Source organism: Streptomyces sp. NPDC001443 (assembly GCF_053597355.1).
The window spans coordinates 13,658-26,344 of record NZ_JBSFIA010000037.1 but is presented as its reverse complement, the minus strand read 5'-3'; the positions used below and the strand labels follow the sequence as shown (position 1 = coordinate 26,344).

Sequence of the window (12,687 nt, the reverse complement as noted above, 5' to 3'; positions counted from 1 at the left end):
TCCAATGCACGGAATCGTCATAATCGTTCCCATGGTGCATCAGCAGAGGTCACAGGGGCGACTGTCACCGAGCAGTGACACAAAAGACAGGGGAGACCGGGACGCCATCGTCGCGTTGCTCGCCCCGCGCCTGGTCCATTTCGCCGGCGTGGCCCGCACCGAGCACGTCACCCGCGCCGCCCAGGAGATGCAGGTTCCGCAGTCCACCCTGTCCCGGGCCATGGTCCGGCTCGAACAGGACCTGGGGGTGGAACTGTTCGCCCGCCGCGGTCGTACGGTCTCCCTCACCCCCGCCGGACGCACCTTCCTGGCCTCCGTGGAGCGCGCCCTCGCCGAGGTCGAGCGCGCCGCCGACGAGGTCCGCGCCGACGCCGACCCCGCCACCGGCAAGGTCGCCTTCGGCTTTCTGCACACCATGGGGGCGGAGACGGTGCCGGGACTGCTGCACGCCTTCCGCGCCGATCACCCCCGGGTGCGCTTCAGCCTCGTCCAGAACTACGGCGAGGCGATGCTGGAGAAGCTGCGCGCGGGCGAACTGGACCTGTGCCTGACCTCGCCGGTGCCGGACGCGCCCGACCTGGTCGCCCGCCGCCTCGACGAACAGAAACTGCGTCTGGTCGTGCCCGCCGACCACCGGCTGGCGTCCCGTCGCCGGATCCGTCTCGCCGAGGCCGCCGAGGACACCTTCGTCACCCTCGAACCCGGCTACGGCCTGCGCCGCATCACCGACGACCTCTGTCAGGAGGCCGGGTTCAAGCCCCGGGTCGCGTTCGAGGGCGAGGAGGCGGAGACACTGCGGGGCCTGGTCGCGGCGGGTCTGGGGGTCGCGCTGCTGCCGCCGCCCGCGGTCGCCCGCCCGGGGGTGGTGGAGCTGACGGTGACCGCCCCGCGCGCGGTCCGCGAGATCGGGGTGGCCTGGCTGGACGGCCATCCGGACACCGCGCCGGTGGCCGCCTTCAAGAAGTTCCTGCTCTCCCGCCGCGGCAACCTGCTCCCCACCTGACCCGCGGCCGATCCCGCCCACCTGGGGACCGGCCGGCGCGGAGCGGGCGCGAGCGAGCGGGCGCCGCCTCCCGGCCCGGGCGGCCGACCGGTGCCGAGCGGCCGCCGATCCCGGCCGGTGCCGACGGCCCGCGCCGAACGGGCGCCGTCGTCGGCCGATCCGGACACCGCCGTCGGACGGTCCGGGCGTCGTGTGCCGCCGTCCGCCTCAGCGGCGCAGCGACTTGCCGAACCCGGCGGCCAGCGGCATCCGCAGGCCCAGCGGGGGCGGGGCCGCCAGGGCGTCCTCGACCGGCCGGGAGAGCGTCCGGCCGAACAGCGACCCCATGACGAAGTCCTCGGCCAGTGCGTGCACTTCCTCCCGGTACTGGTGCAACCCGTGTCCGTCCGCGTGCACTTCGAACCGGCACACGTCACGGTTCGCCTTCTTGGCCCGCGCCGCCAGCCGGAAGGAGAGTTCGGGGTCGGTGCGTTCGTCGTTCGTGCCGTGCACGATCATCACCTGGCGCCCGACGAGCTGCTTCACGGGTTCGGGTGTCGCGGCGGCGTCCTCCTCGGGCAGCCAAGGGGCAATGGCCAGCACGGAGTTGACGGCTTCGTGGCCACCCGCGTGCAGCGCGGCCCGGCCCCCCATGTCGACGCCGACGAGGCAGACGGAGACGTCCCCGTAGCGCCGTACGGCCTCGTCCGCGGCCCAGGCCGCGTCGCGCGCCAGATGCGCCTCGCTCCCGTTCCAGCCGCGCCAGCGGTAGTGGACGACGTGCGCGGCCAGGCCCTCGTCCCGGCCCGCGCGGATCAGACGGCGCCCCAACGCCCTTACGGAGGCGGCCGCGAGCATGGGCGAGGGTCTTCGTGAGGAGGTCTCCTCGCCGCCGGGCAGCAGCAGCACCACCCCGCTCACCGAAGCCGTCTCCTGACCGAGTGGACGCCCCAGTCGGGGCGTGCGGACCGGCGTCGCTTGCTGTGCCATGACAGAACAGTGTCAGAAGACGCGGTGTACGCCACCGGTCCGTGCGGTCACCGTTGCGTATCGGCGCGGGTGCGCCGCCGTTGATCTACGCGCGTAGGCGCTAAGGTGCGGAAATGACGAGCCAGACTGACCGGATCGGCACCACCCCGAGCTCGGACCAGATCCGCCGGGCGCCCAAGGTTCTGTTGCACGACCACCTCGACGGCGGTCTGCGTCCCGGGACCGTCGTCGACCTCGCCCGCGCCGCGGGCTACACCCAACTCCCCGAGACCGATCCCGAGAAGCTCGGCATCTGGTTCCGGGAGGCCGCCGACTCCGGTTCCCTGGAGCGGTATCTGGAGACCTTCTCGCACACCGTCGGCGTCATGCAGACCCGAGAGGCGCTGGTCAGGGTCGCCGCCGAGTGCGCCGAGGACCTGGCCGAGGACGGCGTCGTCTACGCCGAGGTGCGCTACGCCCCCGAGCAGCACCTCGAAGGCGGGCTGAGCCTCGAACAGGTCGTGGAGGCCGTCAACGAGGGCTTCCGGGAAGGGGAGCGGACCGCCCGGGCCAAGGGTCACCGCATCCGCGTCGGTGCCCTGCTCACCGCCATGCGGCACGCGGCCCGTTCCCTGGAGATCGCCGAACTCGCCAACCACTACCGGGACCTGGGCGTGGTCGGGTTCGACATCGCGGGTGCCGAGGCCGGCTTCCCGCCCACCCGGCACCTCGACGCCTTCGAGTACCTCAAACGCGAGAACAATCACTTCACCATCCATGCCGGTGAGGCCTTCGGGCTGCCCTCCATCTGGCAGGCCCTCCAGTGGTGCGGCGCCGACCGGCTGGGGCACGGGGTGCGCATCATCGACGACGTCGAGGTCAAGGACGACGGGAGCGTCAGGCTCGGGCGGCTCGCCTCCTACGTGCGGGACAAGCGCATCCCGCTGGAGCTGTGCCCCAGTTCCAACCTCCAGACCGGGGCGGCGGCCTCGTACGCGGAGCATCCGATCGGGCTGCTGCGTCGGCTGCACTTCCGCGCGACGGTCAACACGGACAACCGGCTGATGTCCCACACGAGCATGAGCCGGGAGTTCGAGCACCTGGTCGAGGCGTTCGGCTACACGCTCGACGACCTCCAGTGGTTCTCCGTCAATGCGATGAAATCAGCGTTCATTCCTTTCGATGAACGACTGGCGATGATCAATGACGTCGTCAAGCCCGGATACGCGGAACTGAAGTCCGAATGGCTGTTCCAGCAGACGGCCTCCACCAGCGACTCTGCGGCTACGGAGGCCTGAGGCGGGAGCGTTGGGGAGAACGGAATGCGGACGGTTCTTCAGCGGCCGTCCGCATTTCGGTGTTTGCGGCGGGCGGCGGCGCGTGATTACGGTCGTGGACCGCTCACATCGTTGCTCTTCCCACCTCGAGGACGCACTCACCATGAAGCAGTCTGCTGCCAAGTCCCTCGGCGTCGCCGCCCTCGGTGCCGCCTTCGCCGCAGTCGGCGCGGGCGCCGCGAACGCCGCTCCGGCCCTTCCGGACGCCTCCCAGGCACTGGACACCGTGACGAGGACGCTGCCGACGGAGAACGTCGCCAAGACGCTGCCGGGGGCCGGTGAGGCGCTGACCCAGGCGAAGCCGGCCCTCCGGTCGGGCCTGTCCGCGGCCCAGCCGGCCGTCACGAGGGTGCTCGCCCAGGGCCCGACCGCGCCGGTCGCCGGTCTGCTCGGCGGACTGCCGCTGCAGGGCCTGCCCGTGCACGGCGTGCCGGTGAACGGCATCCCGCTCGGCTGAGACCGGCGCGCGCCGGGAGCGGCGCACACGGAACGGGGCGCACCCGGTGGATCCGGGTGCGCCCGACGACGTCCGTGCACGAGTTCCTGCCCGAGTGGCGCCCGGCCGGGCGCACCGGGTCACCAGGCGGTGCGCGCCTTGTCCTCGGCCGGCAGCAGGATCCACAGCGCGAGGTAGAGCAGGAACTGCGGTCCCGGCAGCAGGCACGAGACCAGGAAGATCACCCGCATCGTCGTCGCGGAGGTGCCGAAGCGCCGTGCCAGCGCTGCGCACACTCCGCCGAGCACACGGCCGTGGGTGGGGCGGGCAAGGGCGGTCATGTCGGCTCCTTCGTGAGCGTCGGTCCGAGGCTGCCGGACGGCTGCCTCAACTGCCTTCAACGCTACGAGGACGAGCTGGACCGGACGTCGCTCCAGGGTGCGATCCCGACCCTGGAAATCGTCGGGGTCCGACCCTGAGCCACGTCCTGCCCGCGGACGTCCGCCGGGTTCCGGCGCTCCGCCCTGCGGCGGAGCCAGGAGCGTGCCGCGGGTACGACCGCCGCGTGCGCGAGGGCCACGCCCAGGGTGTTCAGGATCAGCGAGTCGACGTCCACGACCCGGCCGGGCACCCCGGTCTGCAACAGCTCGATCCCCAGCGACAGCAGGGCCGCGGCGGCGACCGTGCGCAGCAGGGACGCCAGCGGGGACACGGCGCGCCGGCCGTGCGCGAGCGGCAGCAGGACGCCGAGCGGGGCGAGCAGCGCCAGTCCCTCGCCGATCCGCCGGGCCGCCACCCGCGGGCCCAGCGACAGATCGGTGCGGATGCCGGCGAACGGCCGCAGATTGGCGGGCATCACCCAGGGGACGTCGAGTGGGCGCAGCGTGAACCAGGCGACGAACGCGAGGTGTGCGGCGAGGAGGACGCACCCTGCCACACGTATGCGGAACGCGGCGTTGCCGCCGACCGAGCCTTGACGCTGCACGCCCCCCAAGACGCGTCCGGCGGCACGATCGGTTCCGGGACATCGTCCGCCACCCGGGTGAGAGCGCACCGCACCGGTGCTCAGCCGGCGGTCACCTCGGTCGAGGGCGGTTCCTTCAGGCCCGGCCGGGCGCGGACCTCGTCCGTGCAGGCGTAGCGGCGCAGCGGTTCACCGTCGCGGTTCGGCCCGCCGAGGATCACCGAGCCGTCGCCCTCGGCCGCCGCCGAGTCGGAGAACGTGCAGACCAGCTGGGCCAGGGCGTAGGAGGTGAGGTCCCCGGGCGGGGTGCTCAGCCGCAGGGCGTCGTCCGGGTCCTTCGGGGTGGGACCGTGCACCGACATCCCGCCGCGCATCTCCGTGGTGTACCCGGCGTCCTTCTCGGCGGACGACGGCGTCTGGGCGAGCTGGTCCAGCAGTCCCTGCGCGATCAGCACCCGGCGCTCGGAGTCCGCCGTGCCCTCCGGGACCCGTACCGAGCGGTCGACGGCCACCAGCGACGACCCGCACAGCAGGAACACCTGGACCGGGACGCCGGGTGACGACTGCTGCGCCACGTCCGGCTCGGACAGTGCGCAGCGCACCCGGGAGGGCGCGGGGCCGAAGTCGGTCGGCACCTCGGTGGACCGGATCCCGCACCCGGCGAGCGCCGCGGCCAGGGCGGGCAGTGCCAGCAGCCGGCCCACGGCCCGCACGGTCGGGCGTACGGTCATGAGGCGTCCCCCTTCGGGCCCGCGCCGTCCTTCGCGGCCTCGGGCGCCGGTTCGTACGTGTCCCGCGGCAGCCGCAGCGTGAACACCGCTCCGCCCTCGGGGGAGTTGGCGGCGGTGATCCCGCCGCCGTGGATGTGCGCGTTCTCCAGGGCGATGGACAGCCCGAGGCCGCTGCCCTCGGAACGCGGCCGGGAGGCACTGGCCTTGTAGAACCGGTCGAAGACATGCGGCAGGACGTCCTCGGGGATGCCGGGTCCGTGGTCGCGCACGCTGATCACGAGCTCGCCGCCCGCGGTCGTGCCGCCGTCGCCGCCCGCGGTCGCGTCCGCGCCGCCCTCGTCTCGCTCGCCCGTCTCGCCGGGCCCCTCCGTGCCGCCGCTCCCGCCGGTCGCCCGCACCGACACCCGCACCGGGGAACCGCCGTGCTTGAGCGCGTTGCCGATGAGGTTGGCCAGGATCACGTCCAGCCGACGCGGGTCGATACGGGCGTGGATGCCGCGTTCGGCGTCCAGTTCCACCGCGTCCAGCCAGGCGCGGGCGTCGATGCAGGAGGTGATCTGGTCGGCGATGTCGACGTCGTCGAGGACCAGCCGGGCGGTCCCCGCGTCGAAGCGGGTGACCTCCATCAGGTTCTCGACGAGATCGTTCAGGCGCCGCGTCTCGCTCACGACGAGCCGCACGGCCGGCTCGATCATCGGGTCGACGCTCCCGGTCTCCGCGTCGAGCTCCTCCTCCAGCACCTCGGTGATGGTGGTGATGGCGGTCAGCGGCGTCCGCAGCTCGTGGGACATGTCGGCGACGAACCGGCGGGACGCCTCGTCACGGGCGGCCATGTCGGCGACACGTTTCTCCAGAGCCTCCGCGGTGCTGTTGAACGTCCGTGACAGATCCGCGAGTTCGTCGGTGCCCGACACCCGCAGCCGGGTGTCCAGGCGGCCCTCGCCGAGCCGGCGCGCGGCGACCCCGAGCCGGTGCACCGGCTTCAGCACGGTCGTGGCGGCGGCCTGGGCGAGCAGCGCGGCACCGATCAGCGCGAGACCGGTGGCGATACCCAGTGACCAGGCCAGCGAGTTGAGGTCCTTGGCCTCCGGCTCCAGCGACTTCAGCATGTAGCCGGTCGGACCACCGCCGATCACCCGCGTCCCGGCGACGAGATACGGCGTGCCGTCGTCGACGATCCGCTGCCAGTACAGGTGGTACGGCGAGGAGTTGGCGGCCGTGACGTCCTGCTCCCGGTTCACGGCGGTGCGCAGCGAGAGCGGCACCTCGCGCAGCGAGAGACCGCTCAGGCCGCCGGAATTGCCGTAGACCGCCTTGCCGTTCGCGTCCTCGCCGACCAGCAGCACACTGAAACGCTGGCTGCTGTTGGCCATCTGCCGGGCGGTGTACTGGAGTTCGTCCTGGGTCGGGTACTCCGGCAGCGACCCCGCGCGGTTCTGCATCTCCTGCTGGAAGTCACGCAGCACCGCGTCCTGGGTGCGGGTCAGCACCGCCTCCCGGTTCAGCCAGTAGGCGATCCCGGACGCGGACACGGCGGCGGTCAGCGCCACCAGCCCGAACACCACGACGAGCCGCAGCCGCAGACTGGTGAAGCGCAGCCGGGACCAGGCCCCCTTGCGAGCCGCGACCCAGCCGCGGAAACCCTCGGTTGCGTCGGTCATTACTGGGGCGCGTCCAGGCGGTATCCGACACCACGGACGGTACGGATCAGGGTCGGGGACGACGGCACGTCCTCGACCTTCGCGCGCAGCCGCTGCACACAGGCGTCCACGAGCCGCGAGTCGCCGAGGTAGTCGTGTTCCCAGACCAGCCGCAGCAGCTGCTGCCGGGACAGCGCCTGGCCCGGACGGCGGCTCAGTTCGAGCAGCAACCGCAGTTCGGTCGGCGTGAGTTGGAGGTCCTCGCCGTTCTTCGTGACGGTCATCGCGGCCCGGTCGATGACGAGCGAGCCGTACGTCGCCGCGTCGTTCGCCTCGCGCTCGCCGCGCCGCAGCACGGCCCGGATCCGGGCGTCGAGCACCCGGCCCTGGACCGGTTTGACGACGTAGTCGTCGGCGCCGGACTCCAGCCCGACCACCACGTCGATGTCGTCGCTGCGCGCGGTCAGCAGGATGATCGGCAACTGGTCGGTGCGCCGGATGCGACGGCACACCTCGAACCCGTCGATGCCGGGCAGCATCACGTCCAGCACGATCAGGTCCGGCCGCTGCTCGCGCAGCAGCTTCAGACCGTCCTCACCGCTGGCAGCGGTCGCCACCCGGTGTCCCTGGCGCGTCAGTGAGAGCTCCAGGGCCGTTCGGATGGCGTCGTCGTCCTCGATCAGCAACAGGGAAGCCACGGGCTCATTCTGGCCCATGGCGGGGTGGGGTTTCGACACTTGGAGCGCTCCCGTGCATCTCCCGCAAATGATCAATGTGGTACGTACGTCTGGGTAGCGGTACCGCGATTCTCTGTGACGACGCTGTGCGGCCCCTGCGGACGACCCCTGTGACAGGTCTGTGACAGTCGGCGGACACGTCCATGAAGTGGCCCCGGCAAGCTTTTCGGCAACGGCAAGGAAGCACGTCGAACCGAGCCGAACACCGGAAGTCCACGACGGGGGGCGCGAGATGAACACGCTGCACAGCGTCAGCACCAGCGCAGTGATCACGCGTCTGCACGACGTGACCCGGGGTTCCGAGAAGTCCGGTGCTGTGAGCATGCGGGGGTGCGCTCGCGGTACCGGGCGTCAGCACACCACGTACATGTCGGTGGTTGACGCGAGCACGGGGGAATCCGCGGCGGCCGCCGCCGCGGTCGGGGGAGCCACGTACGGGGAGGGCACGGGGGAGCGTCGTTCGCTGTCGGAGGCGGAGTTCACCGCCTACGTCCAGGAGCGCCGCGCCTCCCTGTACGCCACCGCCTACCACCTGACCGGTGACCGCTTCGAGGCGGAGGACCTGCTCCAGAGCGCGCTGTTCTCGACCTACCGGGCGTGGGAGCGGATCAGCGACAAGGCCGCGGTCGGCGGATACCTGCGCCGCACCATGACCAATCTGCACATCAGCGCGTGGCGCCGCCGCAAGCTGAACGAGTACCCGACCGAGGAGCTGCCGGAGACGCCCGGCGACACGGACGCGATGCGCGGCACCGAGCTGCGCGCGGTCCTGTGGCAGGCGCTCGCCCGGCTGCCCGAACTCCAGCGGACGATGCTGGTCCTGCGCTACTACGAGGGCCGCACCGACCCGGAGATCGCGGACATACTCGACATCAGTGTCGGCACGGTGAAGTCCAGCATCTGGCGGTCGCTCCGCCGGCTGCGCGAGGACGAGGTCCTCAGCTTCGGCCGTGACGAGGAGAACGCCTTCGGGGAGCTTGTCGCCTGAGGGTCACGGGGGAGAGGTGCCGGGAGCCCGCATCGGGGGGTGCGGGAAACGGTACGGGGGACACGGGGGACGGAAACACGGGGGAAGCACGGGGGAGCTCTGCCGCACGGGGGAACGGGGGACGCGGGAGAGCGCGAAAGGGAGCGGGACTGGAGGGCCGGGGGGTCCGTCCAGTCCCGCTTTCGCGTTTTCGTGTTTCCGCGAGTCGTGATGTCGGGCGGTCGGCGATCCGCCGGTCGGCTCAGGCCGCCGTAGGGGTCTGCGCCTGCCGGCCCACCGCCGCGGCCGCCATCCTGGTCAGCGCCTCGTCCCGGTCGCAGGCGTACGCGCCGAGGGAGGTCTGGCGGGCGACGATCGACCGCTCCGAGCGCATCAGCCGCCAGCCGCGGCGCAGCAGGAACGGCACCGACTTGCGGCCCTCCTTGAGGTCGCGCAGGAAGCGGCGGCGGAACGTGATGAGCGGACCGCGGGTCAGGCACAGGGCGTCCGCCAGGACACCCAGCTCCCGGCAGCGCTCGACGACCTCGGCCGCGAAGATGCCCTCCGCGATGAACAGCGGGGTCCGGCCGATGTGCAGCGTCTCCTCGCCGGTGCGGGCGCTCAGCGAGATGTCGTACACCGGTACGCCCGTCGATCCGGTGGCGCACAGCCGCGCGATGGCCTCGACCGCGACCTCCGCGTCCCACGACCCGGGGTGGTCCCAGTCGATGTCGGAACTGCCCGCCACCAACGGCAGTGTCGGATCGTTGGCTTCTTTGTAGAAGTCGTCGAGGCGCAGCACGGGCAGTCCGGAGCGGGCCGCGACAAGGGACTTGCCCGAGCCCGAAGGACCGCACAGCAGCACGACACGGGCGGATGACGGGTGATGGATGCTCACGGAACACCAGTTTGCGGCATGGTGACGCCGCTGCCGACCCCGCGGGTCGGCTTTGAAGCACGCATCACACCTCAACTACCCTACGCAACGTTACGGTTACTGTAAGTATCGAGAAGGTGGCAGCAGCGATGGCCCGACACGACTCCCCCCACACCCCGACCGGCCGGCGCGTCCTGGTCGCGCTCGCGACCGCGGGGGTGGCTCTCGGCGCGGGTGCGGGGGCGGCCGCCGCGGCCGCCGGACCGGTGCCCGACGCGTCGCGCGTGCACCCCGGGGCTCTCGGCCCGGTCGATCCGCAGGCGGGTCTGAACGGGCTCCTCGGCTCGGTGCGGTACGTCACCGGCCCGCTGGCCGGCCTCAAGCCCAACCCGCTCGCCGGCACCGGTGCGGACCCGCTCGACAACGGTGTGGCCACCCGGCTCGCGGACTTCAGGCCGCTGTCCTCGAAGGCGCTCACCGGGCCGATCGCCCAGGCACAGTCGATCGGCGGCATCCCGGTGCTGGGGCAGGCGACGGGGCTGCTCGGCGGCTGACCCCGGCGCGGCTGCCGACCCCCGGCGCGCACGCAGCCGCGCCCGCCCCGGACGGAGGGCGGGCGCGGCTGCGTCGTGCTGCGTGCGCTCGGGTCAGTAGGCGGACCCGGACGCGCCCAGCGAGCCCGTCGGGTGCCAGACCGTCTTGGTCTCCAGGAAGGCCGTCATGCGCTCGATGCCGGGAGTCGCCGAATAATCCACAGGCTGTGGACGGAGAACGCGCTTCAGGTTGTCCGCCGCCGCGATCTCCAGCTCCTTCGCCAGTACGTCGTCGGCGCCCGCGAGGTCGATGGCGTTGACGTCCTGGTGCGCCGCGAGGGACGGCGCGATCTCCGCCGCACGGCCCGAGAGGATGTTGACCACACCGCCGGGAAGGTCGGAGGTGGCCAGCACCTCGCCCAGCGACAGAGCGGGCAGCGGGGACTTCTCGGAGGTGATCACGACCGCCGTGTTGCCGGTCGCGATGACCGGGGCGACCACCGAGACCAGGCCCAGGAAGGACGACTCCTGGGGCGCGAGCACGGTCACCACACCGGTCGGCTCGGGCGAGGAGAGGTTGAAGAACGGCCCCGCCACCGGGTTGCCGCCGCCGACCACCTGGGCGATCTTGTCGGTCCAGCCCGCGTACCAGACCCAGCGGTCGATCGCCGCGTCGACGACCGCGGCCGCCTTCGCCTTCGAAAGGCCCTCCGCGTCGGCGACCTCGCGCGCGAACTGCTCGCGGCGGCCCTCCAGCATCTCCGCGACGCGGTAGAGGATCTGGCCGCGGTTGTACGCGGTCGCGCCCGCCCAGCCGCCGAACGCCTTGCGGGCGGCGACCACCGCGTCACGGGCGTCCTTGCGGGACGACTGCGGGGCGTTGGCGAGCCACTGGCCCTTCGAGTCCGACACCTCGTACACCCGGCCGCTCTCGGAACGCGGGAACTTCCCGCCGACGTACAGCTTGTAGGTCTTGAAGACGCTCAGCCGCTGCTGCTCGGACTTCTCGGTCTTCTCGGTCTTCTCAACTGTGCTCATTTAGCGCTCGCCCTTCGGGCTCGACGGGGCGAGGTACGCCTCCAGGCCGTGACGACCGCCCTCGCGGCCGAAGCCCGACTCCTTGTACCCGCCGAAGGGTGAGGTCGGGTCGAACTTGTTGAACGTGTTGGACCAGACGACACCGGCGCGCAGCTTGTTCGCGACCGCCAGGATCCGCGAGCCCTTCTCCGTCCAGATGCCGGCGGAGAGGCCGTACGGCGTGTTGTTGGCCTTGGCCACGGCCTCGTCGGGGGTACGGAAGGTGAGGACCGACAGCACCGGGCCGAAGATCTCGTCGCGGGCGATGGTGTGCGCCTGGGTGACGTTCGTGAAGAGCGTCGGCGCGAACCAGTAGCCGGCGGCGGGCAGTTCGCAGGCGGGCGACCAGCGCTCGGCGCCCTGCGCCTCGCCCTGCTCGACGAGCGAGGTGATGCGGGCCAGCTGCTCGGCGGAGTTGATCGCGCCGATGTCGGTGTTCTTGTCCAGCGGGTCGCCCAGGCGCAGCGTCGACAGCCGGCGCTTGAGGGAGTCCAGCAGCTCGTCCTGGATCGACTCCTGGACCAGCAGCCGGCTGCCCGCGCAGCAGACCTGGCCCTGGTTGAAGAAGATACCGTTGACGATGCCCTCGACGGCCTGGTCGATCGGGGCGTCGTCGAAGACGATGTTGGCGCCCTTGCCGCCCAGCTCGAGGGTGAGCTTCTTGCGGCTGCCGGCGACCGTGCGGGCGATCTCCTTGCCCACCGCGGTCGAGCCGGTGAAGGCGACCTTGTCCACGTCCGGGTGCGCGACCAGCGCGGCGCCCGCGTCGCCGTACCCCGGAAGGATGTTGACGACACCCTTGGGCAGACCGGCCTGGCGGCAGATGTCCGCGAAGAACAGGGCGGACAACGGGGTGGTCTCGGCGGGCTTGAGGACGACCGTGTTGCCGGTCGCCAGCGCCGGGGCGATCTTCCACGCCAGCATCAGCAGCGGGAAGTTCCACGGGATGACCTGGCCCGCGACACCCAGCGGACGCGGGTTCGCGCCGAACCCGGCGTGGTCCAGCTTGTCGGCCCAGCCCGCGTAGTAGAAGAAGTGCGCGGCGACCAGCGGCAGGTCGGCGTCGCGGGTCTCCTTGATGGGCTTTCCGTTGTCCAGCGTCTCCAGGACCGCCAGCTCGCGGCTGCGCTCCTGGATGATGCGGGCGATCCGGAACAGGTACTTGGCGCGCTCGGCGCCGGGCAGCGCCGACCACTTCTGGAAGGCCTTGCGGGCGGCCCGCACCGCGCGGTCGACGTCCTCGGCGCCGGCCTGCGCCACCTCGGAGAGGACCTCCTCGGTGGACGGGCTGACCGTCTTGAAGACCTTGCCGTCGGCCGCCTCGGTGAACTCGCCGTCGATGAACAGGCCGTACGAGGGGGCGATGTCGACGACCGAGCGGGACTCGGGGGCCGGTGCGTACTCGAATGCGGATGTCTGCATTTCCATATTCATGGG

At 71.7% G+C, this 12,687-nt stretch carries 14 protein-coding genes; 5 read left to right on the top strand and 9 right to left on the bottom strand.

The window, feature by feature from the left end; genetic code table 11:
• The first annotated feature begins 31 nt into the window (after positions 1-31).
• Positions 32-1,003, top strand: a complete 972-nt coding sequence (locus ACWC24_RS31230; RefSeq protein WP_450666244.1) for a LysR substrate-binding domain-containing protein — start codon at positions 32-34, stop codon at positions 1,001-1,003.
• Between the two features lie 207 nt (positions 1,004-1,210).
• Here ACWC24_RS31230 and ACWC24_RS31225 read toward each other — a convergent pair whose 3' ends face one another.
• A complete protein-coding gene (locus ACWC24_RS31225) occupies positions 1,211-1,972 on the bottom strand; it encodes an alpha/beta hydrolase (RefSeq protein ID WP_450666243.1) in 762 nt (253 codons plus the stop codon).
• A gap of 113 nt (positions 1,973-2,085) precedes the next feature.
• Between ACWC24_RS31225 and ACWC24_RS31220 the strand changes: the two genes are divergently transcribed.
• On the top strand, positions 2,086-3,249 hold the full coding sequence (locus ACWC24_RS31220; protein WP_450666242.1) for an adenosine deaminase: 1,164 nt from the start codon (positions 2,086-2,088) through the stop codon (positions 3,247-3,249).
• Between the two features lie 142 nt (positions 3,250-3,391).
• Entirely contained in the window at positions 3,392-3,745 is a 354-nt protein-coding gene (locus tag ACWC24_RS31215) for an ATP-binding protein (RefSeq protein ID WP_450666241.1), read from the top strand.
• Positions 3,746-3,864: 119 nt separating this feature from the next.
• Here the strand turns inward: ACWC24_RS31215 and ACWC24_RS31210 are convergent, their stop codons facing one another.
• From ACWC24_RS31210 to afsQ1, 5 genes are all read right to left on the bottom strand, one after another.
• Positions 3,865-4,065 carry a PspC domain-containing protein gene (locus ACWC24_RS31210; protein ID WP_152895507.1) on the bottom strand — a complete coding sequence of 67 codons (201 nt, stop codon included), beginning with the start codon at positions 4,063-4,065 and terminating at the stop codon, positions 3,865-3,867.
• A 62-nt stretch (positions 4,066-4,127) separates the two neighbouring features.
• On the bottom strand, positions 4,128-4,709 hold the full coding sequence (locus ACWC24_RS31205; protein WP_450666240.1) for a VanZ family protein: 582 nt from the start codon (positions 4,707-4,709) through the stop codon (positions 4,128-4,130).
• Between the two features lie 80 nt (positions 4,710-4,789).
• Complete coding sequence (locus ACWC24_RS31200; RefSeq protein WP_450666239.1) at positions 4,790-5,419, bottom strand: hypothetical protein; 630 nt, start codon at positions 5,417-5,419, stop codon at positions 4,790-4,792.
• Positions 5,416-7,080: an ATP-binding protein gene (locus ACWC24_RS31195; protein WP_450666238.1), complete on the bottom strand. Its 1,665-nt coding sequence runs from the start codon at positions 7,078-7,080 to the stop codon at positions 5,416-5,418. The genes ACWC24_RS31200 and ACWC24_RS31195 overlap by 4 nt, the downstream gene beginning before the upstream one ends.
• Entirely contained in the window at positions 7,080-7,757 is a 678-nt protein-coding gene (gene afsQ1 / locus ACWC24_RS31190; protein WP_450666237.1) for a two-component system response regulator AfsQ1, read from the bottom strand. The genes ACWC24_RS31195 and afsQ1 overlap by 1 nt, the downstream gene beginning before the upstream one ends.
• A gap of 271 nt (positions 7,758-8,028) precedes the next feature.
• Here afsQ1 and ACWC24_RS31185 point away from each other — a divergent pair, with 271 nt between their 5' ends.
• Positions 8,029-8,784 (top strand): SigE family RNA polymerase sigma factor, encoded by a 756-nt coding sequence (locus tag ACWC24_RS31185; protein ID WP_450666236.1) that lies wholly within the window; start codon positions 8,029-8,031, stop codon positions 8,782-8,784.
• Positions 8,785-9,025: 241 nt separating this feature from the next.
• Here ACWC24_RS31185 and ACWC24_RS31180 read toward each other — a convergent pair whose 3' ends face one another.
• Positions 9,026-9,661, bottom strand: coding sequence for a uridine kinase family protein (locus ACWC24_RS31180; protein ID WP_450666235.1), 636 nt, complete (start codon positions 9,659-9,661; stop codon positions 9,026-9,028).
• Positions 9,662-9,789: 128 nt separating this feature from the next.
• Here ACWC24_RS31180 and ACWC24_RS31175 point away from each other — a divergent pair, with 128 nt between their 5' ends.
• Positions 9,790-10,194, top strand: coding sequence for a hypothetical protein (locus ACWC24_RS31175; protein WP_450666234.1), 405 nt, complete (start codon positions 9,790-9,792; stop codon positions 10,192-10,194).
• A 93-nt stretch (positions 10,195-10,287) separates the two neighbouring features.
• Here the strand turns inward: ACWC24_RS31175 and ACWC24_RS31170 are convergent, their stop codons facing one another.
• Both ACWC24_RS31170 and ACWC24_RS31165 read right to left on the bottom strand, forming a co-directional pair.
• Positions 10,288-11,211, bottom strand: coding sequence for an aldehyde dehydrogenase family protein (locus ACWC24_RS31170; RefSeq protein ID WP_450666233.1), 924 nt, complete (start codon positions 11,209-11,211; stop codon positions 10,288-10,290).
• Positions 11,212-12,678, bottom strand: a complete 1,467-nt coding sequence (locus ACWC24_RS31165) for an aldehyde dehydrogenase family protein (RefSeq protein WP_450666310.1) — start codon at positions 12,676-12,678, stop codon at positions 11,212-11,214.
• Positions 12,679-12,687: the final 9 nt, after the last annotated feature.